Below are 17,553 nucleotides of genomic sequence, written 5' to 3' on the forward strand. Positions count from 1 at the left end.
GCTGTGGCCGGGGTGGTGCGGATCGGGGTGGCGGAGCGGCGGGCCCGGCTCGGTCGCCGGCACCGGCTCGCGGCCGGCGCGCAGGCGGTGGACCCGCTCGAGGTGGCGTCGAGCCTGGTCGCCCTGCACGGCAGCGATCCGTCGACGGTCTACCTGTCCAGCCTGGCCCGGATGGACGGCAGCGACGTGGCGGCGGTGGAGCGCGCGCTCTACGAGGACCGGACGCTGCTGCGGCTGCTGTGCATGCGCCGCACCGTGTTCGTCATTCCGACCGAGCTTGCGCCGGCGGTGCTGGCGGCCAGCGCGCGGACGGTCGCGGCCCAGCAGCGGCGGTTGCTGCACGGCATGCTGGCCGAGAACGGCGTCACCGCGGATGTGGAGAGCTGGCTGGCCGAGGTCGAGCGGGTCGCCCTGGACGCGCTCGCCGAGTTGGGTGAGGCGACCGCGAACGAGATCGGCGCGGCCGACCCGCGGTTGCGGGCCGAGCTGGTGCTGGCCCGGGGAAAGAACTACGAGGGCCGGCAGCGGGTGGTCTCCCGGGTGCTGCTGGTGCTGGCGGCACAGGGGCTGATCGTCCGCGGCCGCCCGCTGGGTGGCTGGACCTCGACCCAGTTCCGCTGGTCGGTAACCGACCGCTGGCGGCCCGGCGGCATCCCGGAAATGTCCACAGTGGACGCCGAGGCCGAGCTGGCCCGGCACTGGCTCGGCGCCTTCGGACCGGCCACAGTGGACGATCTGCGGTGGTGGACCGGGTGGACCGCGACGCAGACCAAGCGTGCCCTCGGCCGGCTCGACCCGGTCGAGGTGGATCTCGACGGCGCCCCCGGCATCGTCCTGCCGGACGACCTCGAGCCGGTGTCGGGTCGGCCGGCCGAGCCCTGGGTGGCCCTGCTGCCCGCGCTGGACCCGACCCCGATGGGCTGGCAGCGCCGCGAGTTCTACCTCGGCGAGCACGCCGGCCGGTTGTTCGACACCACCGGCAACGTCTCCCCCACCGTCTGGCTGGACGGCCGCGTCGTCGGTGGCTGGGCCCAGCGCAAGGACGGCGAGGTCGCGTTCCGCCTCCTCGAGGACGTCGGCTCGGACGCGGTCACCGCGATCAAACGGTCCGCCGCCGCCCTCGCCGAGCGGCTCGGCGACGTCCGGCTCACCGCCCGCGCCCGCCGGCCCTCGCCGGTGGAGCGCGAGCTCCTGGCCTGAGAGGGGGTAGCAGGCTGCCTGTGCCCGGGTGTGGTCGGTGGGCGGTGCAGGATTATTGTCGGTCCCTACGGTCAATATGTCGGGTATGGAACTGCTCGAGGCGCATGGTAGGGCGATGGCCGGCTTCGACCGGGTGGTCGGCAGGATCGCGGACACGGACTGGTCGGCGCCGACTCCGTGTTCCGAGTGGACCGTCCGTGACCTGCTCAATCACCTTGTGTACGAACAACTCTGGGTGCCGGAGCTGCTGGGCGGGGCCACCGTCGAGGAGGTCGGCGACCGGTTCGACGGCGATGTGCTGGACGGCGATCCGGTCGGCCGGTGGCGGGCGGCCTCGGCCGCGGCGCGTTCGGCGTGGCTGGCGCCGGGTGCGGTCGACCGCGAGGTCTCGCTCAGCTCGCGGCGCGCGCCGGCGGCCACGTACGGCTGGGAGATGACCCTCGATCTGGGCGTGCACGGCTGGGATCTGGCGGTCGGCGTCGGCGCCGAGTCCCCGCTGGACGCCGGGCTGGCGGACACGCTGCTGGACGTGTTCGAGGACATCGTCCCGACCTGGCAAGGGTTCGGCATCTTCGCTCCCCCGCTCCCGGTGTCCGCCGGCGCCGACTCCCCCACCCGCCTGCTCGCCCTCTGCGGCCGCACGCGCTAGCAGTGCGGAAGTGAGTGCCCCCAGACTCGCCGAGCGGATCGTCGAGCCGGGATGTGAGGATGGGGTGCGTGGCAAACGACTGGTGGCGGGACGCGGTCATCTACGAGATCTACATCCGCAGTTTCGCCGACGCGGATGGCGACGGAAATGGGGATGTGGAAGGGATCCGGTCCCGGCTGGGGTATCTGCGCGAGCTCGGGGTGGATGCTATCTGGATCACGCCGTGGTACCCGTCGCCGATGGCCGATGGCGGGTATGACGTGTCGGATTACCGGGCAATCCAGCCGATGTTCGGCACGCTGGGGCAGGCGAGCGGGCTGATCGGGGAGGCGCACGGGCACGGGCTGAAGGTGATCATCGACCTGGTGCCGAACCATACGTCGGACCAGCATCCGTGGTTTCGGGCGGCGCTGGCGGCGGGGCCGGGGTCGGCGGAGCGGGACCGGTACGTGTTCCGGGAGGGGCCGGAGCCGGGGGTGCCGCCGAACGACTGGCGGAGCGTGTTCGGCGGGACGGCGTGGACCCCGGCCGGGGACGGCTGGTGGTACCTGCACCTGTTCGCGCCCGAGCAGCCGGATCTGAACTGGGACAACGCGGCCGTGCAGGACGAGTTCCTGGACATCCTGCGGTTCTGGCTGGACCGCGGCGTCGACGGGTTCCGGATCGACGTGGCGCACGGGCTGGTCAAGCAGCCGGGGCTGCCGGATCTCGGCGACGACTACGAGGACGTGCTGGCGCCGCCGGACCGGATCGATCATCCGCACTGGGACCGGGAGGAGGTGCATGACATCTACCGCTCGTGGCGGGAGGTCAGCGACACGTACCCGGGTGCGCAGATCTTCGTGGCCGAGGCGTGGGTGGCGAACTCGGAGCGGATGGCCCGCTACGTCCGGCCGGGTGAGCTGCACACGGCGTTCAACTTCGACTTCCTGCGCTGCGCCTGGGATGCCGCGCGGTTCCGGGAGGTCATCGACGACAGCCTGGCGGCGCTGGCCGCGGTGGGCGCGCCGGGCACCTGGGTGCTGTCCAACCACGACGTGACGCGGCACGTCACGCGGTACGGCCGGCCGCACACCGTCGGCCTCGAACCGCGGACGGAGCGGCTCGAGCCGGTCGATCTCGCGCTGGGCACCCGGCGGGCCCGGGCGGCCGCGTTGCTGATGCTGGCCCTGCCCGGCGGGGCGTACCTGTACCAGGGCGAGGAGCTCGGGCTCTGGGAGGTGGAGGACCTCCCCGAGGCGGTGCTGCAGGACCCGACGTTCGAGCGGTCCGGGCGGGACGTGCGGGGGCGGGACGGGTGCCGGGTCCCGCTGCCCTGGTCCGGGGACGTGCCGCCGTTCGGCTTCGGACCGGGCTACGGCCCGTCCTGGCTGCCGCAGCCGCCGGAGTGGAAGGCCGTCACCGTCGAGGTGCAGGCCGGCGACGAGCGCTCGATGCTCGAGCTCTACCGCGCGGCACTGCGGCTCCGCCGGTCGCACCCGGCGCTGGGCGACGGCGGGCTGCGCTGGCTGGAGTCGCCCGCGGACGTCCTGCTGTTCGAGCGTGATCCGGGGTTCCGTTGTGTGGTCAACGTTTCCGGTGCCGAGTTCGCCATCCCTCCGGGAGCCACGGTGTTGCTGGCCAGTGAACCCGTGGCGGACGGGCGGGTTCCGCGGGACGTGGCGGTGTGGTTCGAGGTTTGACAGTCGCCGGAACGGTGTGTGAGGGTCGAGGCGCTGTGGTTTAGACCAATGGAGGTGCGTGCTGTTCGGGTGGGCGGATGCGGTGCTGCAGCCGGGTTTTGCCGGAACGGCGGCGCCGGAGTGGGTGCGCCGGCGGCTGGCGAACGGGCTGGGCGGGGTCGCGTTGTTCTCGCGGAACATCGAGAGCGCCGGCCAGGTCCAGGCCCTGGTCGGCGAGCTGCGGGCGGAGAACCCGGACGTGGTCGTGGCGATCGACGAGGAGGGCGGCGACGTCACCCGGATGGAGGCGACGCGGGGCAGCTCGCGGCCGGGCAACCTGGCGCTGGGGGCGGTCGACGACCTGGCGCTGACCGAGGCGGTGGCCGCCGAGATCGGGTGGGACCTCGCCGGAGTCGGGGTGACGCTGGACTACGCGCCGGACGCGGACGTCAACTCCAACCCGGACAACCCGGTGATCGGGGTGCGCTCGTTCGGCGCCGACCCGGCCCTGGTGGCCCGGCACACCGCGGCCTGGGTGCGCGGCCTGCAGTCGACCGGGGTCGCCGCGTGCGCCAAGCACTTTCCCGGGCACGGGGACACCACCGTGGATTCGCACCTGGCCCTGCCGACGCTGGACGGGCCGGTGGAGCACATCGTGGCGGCGGCGCTGCCCCCGTTCCGGGCGGCGATCGAGGCCGGCGTGCGGACGATCATGACCGGGCATCTGCTGGTGGGTTCGCTGGATCCGGACGCGCCGGCGACGATGAGCCGGCGGATCCTCGTCGATCTCCTGCGCGGTGAGCTGGGGTTCGACGGGTTGATCATCACCGACGGGCTGGAGATGCGGGCGGTGGCCGACCGGTACGGGTTGGCGGGCGCGGCGGTGCGGGCGATCGCGGCCGGGGCGGACGCTCTCTGTGTCGGCGGCGGGCCGACCGGCGAGGACACCGTGGAGCTGCTGCGGAACGCGCTGGTCGAGGCCGTGCGGAGCGGGGAGCTGGCCGAGGAGCGGCTGGCCGACGCGGCGCGGCGGGTGGGCGAGCTGGCCGCGTGGTCGGCCGGCGATCACCAGCGGGAACGGCGCGCGGGCGGGCCGGTCGGGATGATCGCGGCGCGGCGGGCGGTGCGAATCGTCGATCCGGACGGGGTGTTGCCGTTGCCGCGGGCGCCGCACGTCGTGGAGCTGGCACCGTACCTGCACGAGGCCATCGACGAGGGGACGCCGTGGGGGGTGGCCGAACCGCTGGCCCGGCTGCGGCCGGACGTCACGTCGGTGCGGCTCCATCCCGGGGACGCGGACCGGCTGGCCGGCACCGCACTGGCCGCGGCGAACGGCCGGCCACTGGTCGTCGTGGTGCGGGACGCGCACCGGCACGCGTGGATGTCCGGCGCGGTCAAGGAGTTGATCGGCGCGCGGCCCGACGCCGTGGTGGTCGAGCTCGGGCTGCCGGGGCCGGAGCCGCTCGGGGCCGCGTACCTGGCCACCCACGGCGCCGCCCGGGTGTGCGGGGAGGCGGCCGCCGAGGTACTGCTCGGTGGCGCGGAATAGTTGATTGTTCGCGCAGCGTTGCCAACGGCATGGCGTTCACTGGTGAGTACGCGCCCAGCCCGACGGACTGGGTGCGGGAGATGGTGGAGAAGTACGAGAGCTCGGGCGGGACCGAGAGGATGTCGTGGGGTAAGCCCGTGATCATCCTGACCTCGGTCGGCGCGAGGACCGGGAAGATCCGGAAGACGCCGCTGATGCGGGTTGAGCACGACGGGCACTATGCCGTGGTCGCCTCGCTGGGTGGGGCACCGAAGCACCCGGTCTGGTACTTCAACCTGAAGGCGAACCCTCGGGCGGAACTGCAGGACGGGCCGGTCAAGAAGGAGTACGTCGCCCGTGAGGTGACCGGCGAGGAGAAGTCTCTCTGGTGGAAGCGCTCGGTCGATGCCTGGCCGGACTACGCCAACTACCAGACGAAGACCGACCGGCAGATCCCGGTGTTCGTACTGGAACCCGTCGACTAGTCCGCCTCTCCGGAATTTTTATGGTCGTTGCGTTCCAGCAAACGGTGCGATTGTCGGGTGGACCGTGGCTGGGTACCGTCACGGTCCCCTGAGGTCACGTTGGCCGGGACGAGACTAGTGCGATCCATCCGGGCGACCGCGCGGAAAAGGGCGCTGGCGGCGATCAGCAGGCGGGAGCGCTCGACCCAGGGGCCGGTGAGCTTGCCCCAGGCGGCGAACTGGAGCGGGCCGGCGAAGCGGGAGATCGCGGCGGCGAGCACGAGCCCACCGGGGCGGATGACCCGGGCCGCCTCGGACAGCGCCCGGACCCGGTCGTCCCGGTCGAGCAGGTGGTACAGCGGGCCGAGCAGCAGCGTCGCGTCGTAGGTTCCATCCGGTTCGGGCAGCGCGCGGGCTCGCGGCGGCAGCAGCTCGGCGAGCAACTCGTTGGTGTGCAACCACTCCAAACCGGTTGTTGGCCTGCGTGGTGAACCGCAGGTCCTCGCGGTACTGGTTGGGGTAGTGGTCGACGATCTCGTCCGGTCCCCCGCCCATGCCTCCATGGTCCCCACGGTCACAAGCGAAAAGAGATCGCGGGCCCGCACGTGGGCGCGGGCCCGCGACCTACCCCCGGTTCTTCTCAGGCAGCCGCCGCCAGGTCGGGTTCCTCGTCGGCTGCCTCCTCCGCGGTGCCGGGCTTGCGCAGGACCGCGAACGTGATCGCGATGGCCACCGCCACCAGGGCGGCGCCGATCAGGTAAGCGACGTGGTAACCGGCGTTCAGCGCGGCGGGAGCGGACTCGCCGGCGGACAGCCGGCCCTGGGTGTGCGCGGCGGCGACGGTGGCCAGGGCGGCCAGCCCGATGGCGCCGCCGACCTGGGCGCTGGTGTTGACCAGGCCGGAGGCCAGGCCCGCGTCGCTGGGGGTCGCGCCGGACATGGCCAGCGTCATCAGTGCGGGGAAGCCCAGCCCGGTGCCCAGGCCGACGAGGATCGTCGGCGGCAGGACGTCGAGCAGGAAGCCGCCCTGGACCGGGGTGCGGGCGAACAGCAGCATGCCGAGGCCGATCAGCGCCAGGCTGGTCACCAGCGTGTTCCGCAGGCCGAAGCGCAGCGCGATCGGGCCGGAGAACTTCAGCGACATGGCGCCCATGACGATCGTCGTCGGCAGGAACGCCACGCCCACCTCGAGCGCGTCGTAGCCGAGGATCTGCTGCAGGTACAGCGCGCCGAGGAAGAACATGCCGAACATGCCGGCCACCAGCAGCGCCTGGATCACGTTGGCGCCGCTGACCTGGCCGGAGCGGAACAGCCGCAGCGGCATCAGCGGGTTGGCGATCCGGGTCTGGCGCACCAGGAACGCCACGATCAGCGCCACGGACACCGCGCCCGTGGTGACCACGACGGCCGTGCTCCACTGCTCGATCTGCAGAATGGTGGCCACACCGAGCATCAGGCCCGCGGTGAGCATCGCCGCGCCGGGCGTGTCCGCGCCGCCACGTACCCCGATCCCGCGCACGTCCTCGATCAGCCGCACGGCGAACACCGCGGTCAGCACGCCCACCGGCAGGTTGATCAGGAAGATCCAGTGCCAGTTGATCGCCGCGGTCAGCGCGCCGCCGGTGAGCAGGCCGATCGAGCCGCCCGCGGAGGCCACGAAGCCGTACACGCCAATGGCTTTCGCCTGCTCACGGGGCTCCGGGAACATCGTCACGATCATGCCGAGGATCACCGCGGAGGTCAGCGCGCCGCCGACGCCCTGCACGAACCGCGCGGCGATCAGCATGAACTGGCTGACCGACACCGCGCACAACAGTGATGCCACGGTGAAGATGGCCAGCCCGCCCAGGAACACCCGGCGTTGGCCGATGAGGTCGCCGAGCCGGCCGGCGAGCAGCAGCAGACCGCCGAACGCGATCAGGTACGCGTTCACCACCCAGGCCAGCCCGCTCGGCGAGAAGCCGAGATCCCCCTGGATCGAGGGCAGCGCGACGTTCACGATCGTCACGTCAAGAACGATCATCAGCATGCCCACGCAGAGCACGTACAGCGCGAGCCAGCGTGACCGGTCGGTCCTTGCCATGGCGGTCATCTCGGGTTGTCCTCTCCCTCGTGTCTCGTCTCTTTGACATGGAGACGACCCCCGGGGCGGAAACTCATCGGTGGCCGACGCAGAAACCGTCGCACCGGTGCCGGGGTGAAGGGAAAGGCCGAGTGGGCATGGCGGTGATGTCCGTCCGGTATGACGCGAAGCGGTGATCACGGGGGTCAGTGCCCTGAAGGTGACCTTCAGGACGCTCAATGCCCTGAAGGCCGCCTTCAGGGCATTCACTCAACCCGCGGCGGGCACCTCGTCGTAGGAGATGAGGCTGTGCCGCAGGGCGGTCATCAGGGCCTGGGCGCGGTTGGTGGCGCCGAGCTTCTCGTAGAGTCGGGCCACGTAGGTCTTCGCGGTGGACTGGCTGACGAACAGGGTGCGCGCGATGGCCGGGATGGACATGCTGTCGCGCAGGAGCTCGAGCACCTCGCGTTCGCGGGGGCTGAGGGCGAAGCGGGTGTCGCTCTCCCGGCGCCGGGAGAGCGCGCCGCCGAGGCCGCTGGCGGTGAACGAGGTGGCGGCGACGGCGGCGTGCCGGATGGCGCAGAGCACCTCGGCGATCGGGGCGGTCTTGGGCACAAACGCGGAGACCCCGGTGTCCAGCGCGCGGAACAGCACGTCGTCCTCGCCGCGGGTGGCCAGCACCACGATGCCGAGGTCGGCGTAGCGGTCGCGGAGCTCGCGGGCTAGTTGCAGTCCGTCACCGTCCGGGAGGGCTGCGTCGATGGTGACTACGTTCGGTAGGTGAACGCCGACGACCTGCCGGGCCTGCGCCACGGAGCTGGCCTCGGCCACGACCTCAATGTCCTGATGGGGTGCTACCAGCTCGGACAGACCCAGGCGAAGCAGTGGGTGGCCGTCGATCACGGCGATTCGGATGGTCATGACAGGCCCCTTCGGCAGGCTGGGCAACTACCCCAAGTGGTGACTTGTCCGGGATGTCGACTACGGGACGTCACCAGTTACCGATTCACACGGCGGTTCCCTCAATTGGGGTCCTCTGATTCCCCGGGCTAGGGGCTTTCGGCCTCCCCCACCCGGGTGTCGGGCGATCGGCGCCCAACCCGGACCGGTCGCCCGATCCCGCGGCGGGGCCTGCCGGGCGCAGCCTTTCCGGCGTGACGATCCTCTGCGAACCCGACCCCACCTGGGCGACCGTGCTGACCGCGGTGGCCGACGGGGACGTGCGGCCGGTGGAGACGCTGGCCGACGCGGGCCGGGTGCTGGCCGCAAGCCCCCGCGAGACGCTGGTGGTGCTCGGGCCGGGCGTGGATCTCGAGCACGCCCTGCGGTTCGCCTCGGATGTGCGGCTGTCCGGCGTGGACGCCCGGCTGGTGCTGGTGCGTGAGTCGGTGACGCCGGCGCTGCGGGCGCGGGCCGGGGAGTCCGGGGTGGCCAGCGTCGTGGCCGCGGCAGACCGGGTCGCGCTCGCCGCGGCGTTCCGGCGGGCCCGGAAGCCCCGGCGCGGGGCCGGCCAGGTGATCACGGTGCTGGCGGCCCGGGACGGGTACGGCAAGACGACCGTGGCCATCGGTCTGGCCGCGGCGCTGCCGGGCCGGGTGTGCCTGCTCGACCTCGACCTCGGGTTCGGCGACCTGGCGAGCACGCTGTCGCTGACGCCGGAGCGGAGCCTGGCCCAGGCCGCCGGCCGGTACCGGGCGGTCACCCCGGCCATGCTCGGCACGCTGGCGATGCCCGCCTGGTCCGATGTCGATTGCGTGGTCGCCGCGAGCAAACCGGGCGAGGCGACCCGGGTGCCCACGGCGATGGTCGCGGACCTGCTGGCGATCCTGCGCGGCGCCTACGACTTCGTGGTCGTCGACACGGTGGAGCGCTACCCGGCGCACGCGCTGGTGGCCTCCGACCGGTCGCAGCATCACGTGCTGGTGACCACGGCCGAGCTGCCGGCGCTGCGCCGGCTGCGGTTCACCCTCGACGTGCTCGACGTGCTCCCCTACGGCCGGACCTCGCGCTCGGTCGTGGTGAACCGGGTCCATCCCGGCGCTCAACTGTCTACTTCGGACATAGAAGAGGTTCTCAAGAGTCGGGTGGCCGTGGCGCTTCCGTCCACACCGGACGTTCCGGATTCGGTCAACCGAGGTGAGGTCCTGGTTTCCACCCGGCCGCACCACCCGTTCAGCGCGGCCGTCCGTGGGTTCGCTGATTCCATCGCCCAGCCCAACACAACAACCACTGAGAAAAGGAAGAAACATGCTTGAGCGGATGCGCGAGGCCAGGAGGAACGAGAGCGGCTTCACGCTCATCGAGCTGCTGATCGTGATCGTGATCCTGGGCGTGCTCGCCGGGATCGTGGTGTTCGCGGTCAACGGGATCCAGAACAAGGGGGAGGTCAACGCCTGCCAGTCGAACGTCAAAACCGTGACCGTGGCGGCCGAGGCCTACTACGCCCAGAAGGGCTCCTACGCCAGCGCGATCGACGACGTCGGGCACACCGCCACGACCCTCGTCGGCGCCGGACTGCTGCACTCCGCGCCGACGGACGTTGACTACTCCGTGTCGGGTGGCGCGGTGAGCGTCAAGGGATTGGGCAAGTGCCCGGGTTATACGGGCTGATCCCACTCAAGAACGTGGTGGAGGGCCGGCCCCCGACGGCCCTCCACCGCCTGACCGCACGGAGGTTTGCCATGGACAGCAGCCGGATCGACGTGCTGCTCGAGTCGCTGTGGCAGGCGGGTGGGACCGACCTGCTGCTCACCGCGGGAATGCCGCCGCAGATCCGGGTCCATGGTGAGCTCCGGGCGGTGCCCGAACAGCCGGTGCTCACCGGCGAGGACACCGTCGCGCTGCTTGACCAGACGCTGTCGGCCGAGCAGCGGGCCGGCTGGGACGGCCGGCACGAGTACGACTTCTCCTTCTCCTGGCGGGACAACGCCCGGATTCGGGGGAACGCGTTCGTCCAGCGCGGGCTGACCACGGTGGCGCTGCGGATGATTCCCCGGCAGATCCCGTCCATGGAGCAGCTCGGCCTGCCGCCGGCTCTGCACGAGTTCGCCCGGCGGCACCAGGGTCTGGTGCTGGTGACCGGGCCGACCGGGTCAGGCAAGTCGACGACGCTGGCCGCGGTGATCGACCGGATCAACCGCGAACGGGCCTGCCACATCATCACGATCGAGGACCCGATCGAGTACATGCACGAGCACCAACGCTCGGCGGTGAACCAGCGGGAGGTCGGGTCGGACACCGCGTCGTTTCCCGACGCGCTGCGCAGCGCGCTGCGGGAGGACCCGGATGTGCTGCTGGTCGGCGAGATGCGGGACCTGGAGTCGATCCGGTTCGCGCTGACCATCGCCGAGACCGGGCACCTCGTCTTCGCCACCCTGCACACCAACGACACGGCGCAGTCGCTGGCCCGCATGATCGACGTGTTCCCGGCCGAGCAGCAGGCGCAGGTGCGGGTGCAGCTCGCCGCCGCGCTGACCGGGATCGTCTACCAGCGCCTGGTTCCCCGGGTGCAGGGCGGACTGGTTGCGGCGTACGAGGTTCTGGTCGCCAACTCCGCGATTCGCAACCTGGTCAAGGAAGGCAAGACCCACCAGCTGCGGAACTCGCTGGTCACCGGGCAGCGCGAGGGCATGGTCACGCTCGAGCAGTCGCTGTCCGCGCTGGTGCAGGCCGGCCAGGTGTCCTATTCGGACGCGGCGGCCCGCAGCCTGTACCCCCGGGAGATCGAGGCCACGCCGCGCCTGCGGGCGAGCTGACACACAAGGACGTGAGGATGAGAATCAGGAGTCGCACCGAGCCCGCGCCCCCACCCGCGCGGCACCGCGCCGCGCCGGGTCCGGCCAGCCCCGTCGACCTGCGGGCGGTCACCCCGGATCCGGCGGCCACCGGGCTGCTGCCCGAGCCGCTGGCCCGCGAGCTGCTCGCCATCCCGCTTTCCGTTGGCACGGACGGGATCGTGGTCGCCGTGGCGGAACCCGACGCTATCGTCCACAGCAGACTGGAGGCCGCGGTCGGGCAGGCCGTGGTGCTGAGAACGGCGTCCCGCAACGACATCCTGCTCGCCATCGGCAACAGCTACCGCGCGCTGGCCGGGATCGGGGCCCGGGTCAAGGAGTTCGAGGCCCGGGACACGCCGCGGCGGGACCCGGAGAAGGCGGGCGCGGTGAGCGCCAGCGACGACGCGCCGGTCGTCCAGGTGGTGCAGCTGGTGATCACCCAGGCGCTCCGGGACCGGGCGTCGGACGTGCACCTCGAGCCGCAGCAGGACCGGGTCCGGGTGCGGTACCGGATCGACGGCGCGCTGCACGACGTGGCCGAGCTGCCCGGCTCGATGGGCCCGGCGATCGTCAGCCGGGTCAAGATCCTCGCCGGGATGAACATCGTCGAGCGGCGCCGCCCGCAGGACGGCCAGATCAGCATGGAGGTCGAGGGCCGGGCGGTGGACATCCGGGTGTCCACCACGGCGGTGGTCGGCGGCGAGAAGGTCGTGCTGCGGCTGCTGGACAAGAGCCGGCCGCTGTTCCGGTTGGAGCAGCTGGGCATGCCCGAGCCGATGGTGGCGCGGTACTCGGCGCTGCTGCGCTCCCCGTACGGGATGGTGATCTGCGCCGGGCCGACCGGCAGCGGCAAGACCACCACGCTGTACGGCTCGCTGGGCGCGGTGAACAGCCCCGAGCGCAACATCATGACCATCGAGGACCCGGTCGAGTACACGTTCCCGGACGTCAACCAGATCCAGATCAACGAGGCGGCCGGGATCGGCTTCGCCGGCGGGCTCAAGTCGATCCTGCGCCAGGACCCGGACATCATCCTGGTCGGCGAGGTGCGCGACGTGGAGACCGCGCGGATCGCCGTGCAGTCCGCGCTGACCGGGCACCTGGTGCTCTCCTCGCTGCACGCCACCGACGCGCCCGCGGCGCTGCACCGGTTGCTGGACATGGGAATCGAGGGCTTCCTGGTGGCCTCCTCGGTGACCGCGGTGCTCTCCCAGCGGCTGGTCCGGCGGATCTGCCCGCACTGCGTGGCCTACTACGAGCCGTCGCCGGAGGAGCTGGCGTTCCTTGAAGCGCTCGGCGGCTCGGACGGTGGAGCCGGCGGCGGGTTCGTGCGCGGCACGGGCTGCAACTTCTGTGCCCGCACCGGATATCTCGACCGGATCGGGGTGTACGAGCTGATGCCGGTCACCGACGCGATCCGGGAGCTGGTCCTGGACCGCGCCCCGCACGAGGAGATCCGCAAGGTGGCGCGGTACGAGGGCATGCGCACGCTGCAGGAGGAGGCGCTGCGGCTGGTGGCCAACGGTGTGACGAACCTGAGCGAGCTGCTGCGCTCCCTGTACGTGGTGGGTGGTTGAGATGACCGAGCTGGAGCTGCGGGACGCCCGGGCGGTGCACCGGACGAGCTTTCTGCGCAAGGAGCTGACCCCACCGCGGGTCAAGCGCGAGGAGGTGATGCACCTGTCGCGGCAGCTCGGTGCGTTCATCCGGGCCGGGCTGCCGCTGATCGAGGCGGTGCACTCGCTGGGTGCCGAGGCCGGCAACTCCTCGGTGCGCCGGATGATGGCGCAGGTCGAGGACGGGTTGCGGCGCGGGGAGAAGCTCTCCGACTGCTTCGACCGGCACCCGAAGATCTTTCCCGAGTTCTACCGGGGAATCCTGCACTCGGCGGAGCTCTCCGGGCAGCTGGACACGGTGCTGGAGCAGCTGGCGCGGTACCTGGAGCGCGACCTCGAGGCCCGCCGGAAGATCAAGTCCGCGATGATCTACCCGATCATGATCGCGGCGATGTCCGTGGTCACCGTGGTGGTGCTGGCGAGCTTCGTGCTGCCGCGGTTCAAGGAGTTCTTCGCCGGGCTGAACGCCGACCTGCCGCTGCCGACCCGGATGCTGCTGGGGGTCACCGACTTCCTCGGCCAGTGGTGGTGGGCGGTGCTGGCCGGGCTGGGCGTGATCATTGCCGCGGCGGTGCTCGCGCTGCGGTTCGAGCCCGGGCGGTTCGGGCGGGACCGGCTGCTGCTGCGGCTTCCGGTGCTCGGGCAGACGATCCGGTTCGCCCTGGTGGAACGGTTCTGCCGGGTCCTGTCCTCAATGGTCAGTGCCGGCGTGGCGCTGCCGGAGGCGCTGCGGGTGGCCACCGACGCGCTGCGCAACCTGGTGTTCCAGCGTGCCCTGGCCCGGGTCGGCGAGTCGCTCCTGGAGGGCGAGGGCCTGGCCGAGCCGCTGGCCGCCACGGGCCTGTTCCCCGGCACCGCCGCCCAGATGATGCGCGTGGGCGAGGAGACCGGCACGCTCGACACCCAGCTCTCCACCACCGCCGCCTACTACGAGGGCGAGCTGGACTACAAGCTCAAGAAGCTGATCTCCCTGTTCGAGCCCGCGGTGATCATCGTGATGGGCCTGGTGGTCGGCTTCGTCGCGGTGGCCCTGGTCTCCGCCATGTACGGCATCTTCAACCAGGTGAAAGTCCAATGAGGACGGTGGCAGGCGACCGGGGCGAGAGCCTGCTCGAGCTGGTCATCGCCGTGGCGCTGCTGGGCATCGCGCTGGTCGGGATCGTCGGCGGCCTGGCCATCAGCATCAGGACCTCGGACACGCACCGCAAGCAGTCAACCGCCAGCGCCTACGCCCGCGACTACGCCGAGGCCATTGAGAAGGCGCCGTACACGACCTGTGCGAGCGCGTCGACGTACGCCTTGGCGGGAACCGTGCCATCCGGGTACACGAAGTCGGTGGTCGGCGTGAAGTACTGGAGTGGGTCCGAGTGGCTGGGCACGTGCGGCAGCGATTCGGGGCTGCAGCAGGTCACCGTGCGGGTGGCGAGCAACGACGGGAGGGCTGCGGAGACGCTGACCCTGGTGCTGCGCAAACCCTGCGAGCCGGGGTCGGCATGTTGAGGCGCGACGAGGGGTTCACGCTGATCGAGCTGCTGGTCGCGGTCGTGCTCATCGGTGTGATCATGGTGCCGCTGACCGAGGTGGTGATCAGCTACCTGCGCAACACCGACACCACCACCGCCCGCCAGGTCGAGTCGCACGACCAGCAGATCGCCGCGGCCTACTGGCAGCAGGACGTCTCGAGCATCGGTGTCCGCTCGCCCTACGACGCGGCGTCGCAGAGCTTCCCGCTGCAGAGGTCGGTCAACACGGTGTTCCCGTGCGCACTGCCGGGCGGCGCGAGTCCGGTCGTCGTGCTGGCCTGGAACCAGTACGACTCCTTCGGCAGCCCAACCACCATCAGCGTCGCCTACGCGACGATCACCGGCAAAACCCAGCTGATCCGCGTGCACTGCATGGGATCCACGGTGGACTCGAACGAGGTCATCGCACGGGCGCTCGACCCGTCCGTGACGCCGGCCGTGGCATGCCTGACTGGTACCGGTGGCACGAGTTGCACCGGCTCGGGTTCGGATGTGCCGCAATCGATCAACCTGAAGTTCACCGTCAAGGACCCGTCCGGCAAGGGCCAGCAATACGTCGTGAGCCTCGACGGGCAACGGAGGCAGACATGATCCGTCGCATCCGAAACTCCGATGACGGCGGTGCCGCGCTGGTGATCGTGCTGATCATCGTCACGGTCATGGCGCTCGCCATGGGCGCTCTCCTGTCGATGACCACGACCAGTGAGCGCACCACGGTCACGCTGCGGGACCAGGCCGGAGTGGCCTACAACGGCGACGGCGCCGCGCAAGCCGCGATCAACGCGCTGCGTTTGAGCGACTTCAACAACGGCGTCGGCAAGCAGTGCTTCGACGGTTCCAAGCCGACGCTGGAGCTGCCCGGTTTCTACCCGGGCACCAACGGGCAGAACGGTTCCGCGGCGTCGTCGGCCGCGGTGACCTGCGCGGCGGAGCCGGGTACCGGAGAGCAGGGCTCCCCGGTTCCGATCTCCGCGGCCAACAAGCCGGGCAACGCCGTGCTCACGCTGGGCACCGCGGCGGGCGAGAAGGGCCAGACGTACGGGCAGAGCAACAAACCCGTGACGATCCGCGGCGGGGTGATCTCCAACTCCACCATCGACAGCACCCAGGCGCAGCTCACCGTGACCGGCGGCGCGTCGGTCCGGGCGGTGGGCGCATGCACCGGCCCGATCACCCCGGCCTGCACGCCGACCGTGCCGGTGACCGACCCCAACTATCCCGCGCCGACCGATCCGCCGGCGCCGCCCAGCGCGCTTCCGTCCTGCAACAACCAGAACCAGCTCGCCGAGTTCCGGCCGGGCCTCTACACCGACGCCGCTTTCCTCAGCAACTGCAAAGCGTCCTGGCTGCTGTTCCAGCCCGGCACGTACTACTTCGACTTCACCGCGCCGGCTTCGCACGTGTGGACGATCAGCAAGACGGCCGTCGGCGGCACGTTGACCGGTGCCAAGTCCAACACCGCGCCGGCCGTTCCGGGCGCGTGCGTGAACCCGATCAACTCGACGTCGGCGGTCGGGGTGGAGTTCGTGTTCGGTGGGGACAGCCAGCTCGTGTTCGACAAGGGCGTGCAGGCCGAGTTCTGCGCCACCTATCACCAGACGAGCATTCCGACGGTGCTCCACGGGCTCAAGTCGACCATTGTCAACGGCGCCTTCTCGGCCCGCGGGCAGTTCGGCTGCGTCGTCCAGGTGGCCGGCTGCGATCTGGTCTCGGACGGCACGAACGGGACCAAGCCGGCGTTCTTCTTCGAGGGCTTCGTCTACGCGCCACTGGCGAGCATCGATATCGCGGTGAACAACACCACCCAGCCGTACTTCAACTTCGGCATCGTCGCGCGGACGCTCACGTTCACCACGACCGGAAGCGCGTGCACGCCACCGGCCTGCACGGCGTTCATCTCGCTGCCGGACAACTCACCCGGATACGGTATCGCCAGCACCATCGTGAACCTGACGGTTTACGTCTGCCCCGGAGTGACGACGAATACCTGTGCCACCACCGCGTCGAAACGCCTGGCGCTCACCGCCCGGGTGCAACTGCGGGATCCGGGCGGCAGCCCGACGCCGGGTAACCGGGAGGTGACCGTTCTCAGCTGGTCCACCATTCGCTGAGCCGGTCGAGGGACGGCGACAGGAAGACCGCCAGCAGCGCGGCGGTGATCATGAAAGGTCCGAACGGGACGGCGGTTTTGCCGGAGCCGCGGCCGGCGGCGAGCAGGGCGACGCCGGCCAGCGCGCCGAGCAGGAACCCGCCGAACGCGCCGAGGATCAGGGTGGGCCAGGAGAGGTAGCCGAGCACCAACCCGAGCAGTCCGGCGAGCTTGACGTCGCCGAACTGCATGCCGCGCGGGTGGATCAGGCCCAGCAGCAGGTAGAACGCGAACAGGGCGGCGGCACCGGCGGCGGCGCGGGCCAGCGACCACCAGTCGTGCTGGACGGCCGCGGACAGGGCGAGCAGCGCCGCGAGGACCGGATAGGACGGAAGCACGATCGCGTTCGGGAGCCGGCGGACGTCGAGGTCGATGAGCGCGAGCGCGAGGCCGGCGGCGGCGAACCAGAGGTAGGCCGGCAGCGCGCTGAGCAGGTGCAGGTGGCTGAACCACAGGGCCAGCACGAGAAACAGGGCGCCGGTGCCGGCCTCGACCAGCGGGTAGCGCGGGCCGATCGGCGCGCCGCAGTCGGCGCACCGGCCGCGGAGCAGGAGCCAGCCGAGCACGGGAACGTTGTGCCGGGCGCGAATCGGATGGCCGCAGTGCGGGCAGCTTGAGGCCGGCGCGATCAGGGACAGGCCCTTCGGGACGCGGTGCACGACCACGTTCAGAAAGGAGCCGACGGCCAGTCCGAGCAGGGTGATCAGGATCAGCAGCGCGGGCACGCGGTGATCGTTACAGGTGCGCGCGGTGCCCGCCAGGCGAACGTCCTGGCGCGTTAATCGAGCACCGCGGGTCGCCCGGCGAATTGACGTCGTTGTGTTGGCCTGCTGCGTTGGTGTGTTGGCTGGCCACGACGGATCGCCGGGGGTGGGACCGGGAACGAACGGAGAAACCGCTACTGACCATCGATGCTCTCCACGAC

General features: G+C 71.0%; 17 protein-coding genes. 13 read left to right on the top strand and 4 right to left on the bottom strand.

Going from position 1 to position 17,553, the window contains the following annotated elements:
* Positions 1-3: 3 nt before the first annotated feature.
* The 5 genes from VGR06_RS20665 (at position 4) to VGR06_RS20685 (ending at position 5,523) form a co-directional block, all read left to right on the top strand.
* On the top strand, positions 4-1,200 hold the full coding sequence (locus VGR06_RS20665) for a winged helix DNA-binding domain-containing protein (RefSeq protein WP_327560757.1): 1,197 nt from the start codon (positions 4-6) through the stop codon (positions 1,198-1,200).
* 85 nt (positions 1,201-1,285) lie between these two features.
* Positions 1,286-1,849 carry a TIGR03086 family metal-binding protein gene (locus VGR06_RS20670; RefSeq protein ID WP_327560758.1) on the top strand — a complete coding sequence of 188 codons (564 nt, stop codon included), beginning with the start codon at positions 1,286-1,288 and terminating at the stop codon, positions 1,847-1,849.
* A 68-nt stretch (positions 1,850-1,917) separates the two neighbouring features.
* Positions 1,918-3,531 carry a glycoside hydrolase family 13 protein gene (locus VGR06_RS20675; protein WP_327560759.1) on the top strand — a complete coding sequence of 538 codons (1,614 nt, stop codon included), beginning with the start codon at positions 1,918-1,920 and terminating at the stop codon, positions 3,529-3,531.
* 58 nt (positions 3,532-3,589) lie between these two features.
* On the top strand, positions 3,590-5,059 hold the full coding sequence (locus VGR06_RS20680; protein WP_327560760.1) for a glycoside hydrolase family 3 protein: 1,470 nt from the start codon (positions 3,590-3,592) through the stop codon (positions 5,057-5,059).
* A gap of 29 nt (positions 5,060-5,088) precedes the next feature.
* Positions 5,089-5,523, top strand: coding sequence for a nitroreductase family deazaflavin-dependent oxidoreductase (locus VGR06_RS20685; RefSeq protein WP_327560761.1), 435 nt, complete (start codon positions 5,089-5,091; stop codon positions 5,521-5,523).
* Here VGR06_RS20685 and VGR06_RS20690 read toward each other — a convergent pair.
* The 3 genes from VGR06_RS20690 to VGR06_RS20700 all read right to left on the bottom strand — a co-directional run bounded on the left by VGR06_RS20690 (position 5,520) and on the right by VGR06_RS20700 (position 8,485).
* Positions 5,520-5,960: a methyltransferase domain-containing protein gene (locus VGR06_RS20690; protein WP_327560762.1), complete on the bottom strand. Its 441-nt coding sequence runs from the start codon at positions 5,958-5,960 to the stop codon at positions 5,520-5,522. The genes VGR06_RS20685 and VGR06_RS20690 overlap by 4 nt on opposite strands.
* A gap of 182 nt (positions 5,961-6,142) precedes the next feature.
* On the bottom strand, positions 6,143-7,585 hold the full coding sequence (locus VGR06_RS20695) for a DHA2 family efflux MFS transporter permease subunit (protein WP_327560763.1): 1,443 nt from the start codon (positions 7,583-7,585) through the stop codon (positions 6,143-6,145).
* 249 nt (positions 7,586-7,834) lie between these two features.
* The gene (locus VGR06_RS20700) at positions 7,835-8,485 is read right to left on the bottom strand and encodes a response regulator transcription factor (RefSeq protein WP_327560764.1); all 651 of its coding nucleotides are present in this window, start codon (positions 8,483-8,485) and stop codon (positions 7,835-7,837) included.
* A gap of 233 nt (positions 8,486-8,718) precedes the next feature.
* Between VGR06_RS20700 and VGR06_RS20705 the strand changes: the two genes are divergently transcribed.
* The 8 genes from VGR06_RS20705 (at position 8,719) to VGR06_RS20740 (ending at position 16,590) form a co-directional block, all read left to right on the top strand.
* The gene (locus tag VGR06_RS20705; RefSeq protein WP_327560765.1) at positions 8,719-9,819 is read left to right on the top strand and encodes a hypothetical protein; all 1,101 of its coding nucleotides are present in this window, start codon (positions 8,719-8,721) and stop codon (positions 9,817-9,819) included.
* Positions 9,812-10,174 carry a type IV pilin protein gene (locus tag VGR06_RS20710; protein ID WP_327560766.1) on the top strand — a complete coding sequence of 121 codons (363 nt, stop codon included), beginning with the start codon at positions 9,812-9,814 and terminating at the stop codon, positions 10,172-10,174. Before VGR06_RS20705 ends, VGR06_RS20710 begins: the two co-directional genes overlap by 8 nt.
* 71 nt (positions 10,175-10,245) lie before the next feature.
* Positions 10,246-11,319 carry a type IV pilus twitching motility protein PilT gene (locus tag VGR06_RS20715; RefSeq protein ID WP_327560767.1) on the top strand — a complete coding sequence of 358 codons (1,074 nt, stop codon included), beginning with the start codon at positions 10,246-10,248 and terminating at the stop codon, positions 11,317-11,319.
* Positions 11,320-11,336: 17 nt separating this feature from the next.
* On the top strand, positions 11,337-12,917 hold the full coding sequence (locus VGR06_RS20720; RefSeq protein WP_327560768.1) for a GspE/PulE family protein: 1,581 nt from the start codon (positions 11,337-11,339) through the stop codon (positions 12,915-12,917).
* Between the two features lies 1 nt (position 12,918).
* Complete coding sequence (locus tag VGR06_RS20725) at positions 12,919-14,034, top strand: type II secretion system F family protein (RefSeq protein WP_327560769.1); 1,116 nt, start codon at positions 12,919-12,921, stop codon at positions 14,032-14,034.
* The gene (locus VGR06_RS20730; RefSeq protein WP_327560770.1) at positions 14,031-14,456 is read left to right on the top strand and encodes a type II secretion system protein; all 426 of its coding nucleotides are present in this window, start codon (positions 14,031-14,033) and stop codon (positions 14,454-14,456) included. Before VGR06_RS20725 ends, VGR06_RS20730 begins: the two co-directional genes overlap by 4 nt.
* Entirely contained in the window at positions 14,450-15,070 is a 621-nt protein-coding gene (locus tag VGR06_RS20735; protein ID WP_327560771.1) for a prepilin-type N-terminal cleavage/methylation domain-containing protein, read from the top strand. Before VGR06_RS20730 ends, VGR06_RS20735 begins: the two co-directional genes overlap by 7 nt.
* Positions 15,067-16,590 carry a hypothetical protein gene (locus tag VGR06_RS20740; RefSeq protein WP_327560772.1) on the top strand — a complete coding sequence of 508 codons (1,524 nt, stop codon included), beginning with the start codon at positions 15,067-15,069 and terminating at the stop codon, positions 16,588-16,590. The genes VGR06_RS20735 and VGR06_RS20740 overlap by 4 nt, the downstream gene beginning before the upstream one ends.
* Here VGR06_RS20740 and VGR06_RS20745 read toward each other — a convergent pair.
* The gene (locus VGR06_RS20745) at positions 16,568-17,353 is read right to left on the bottom strand and encodes a prepilin peptidase (RefSeq protein ID WP_327560773.1); all 786 of its coding nucleotides are present in this window, start codon (positions 17,351-17,353) and stop codon (positions 16,568-16,570) included. The two genes, VGR06_RS20740 and VGR06_RS20745, sit on opposite strands and share 23 nt — an antisense overlap.
* Positions 17,354-17,553 lie beyond the last annotated feature (200 nt).

It is taken from the genome of Actinophytocola sp. (genome assembly GCF_036002505.1).
Classification (GTDB): Bacteria; Actinomycetota; Actinomycetes; order Mycobacteriales; family Pseudonocardiaceae; genus DASYTH01.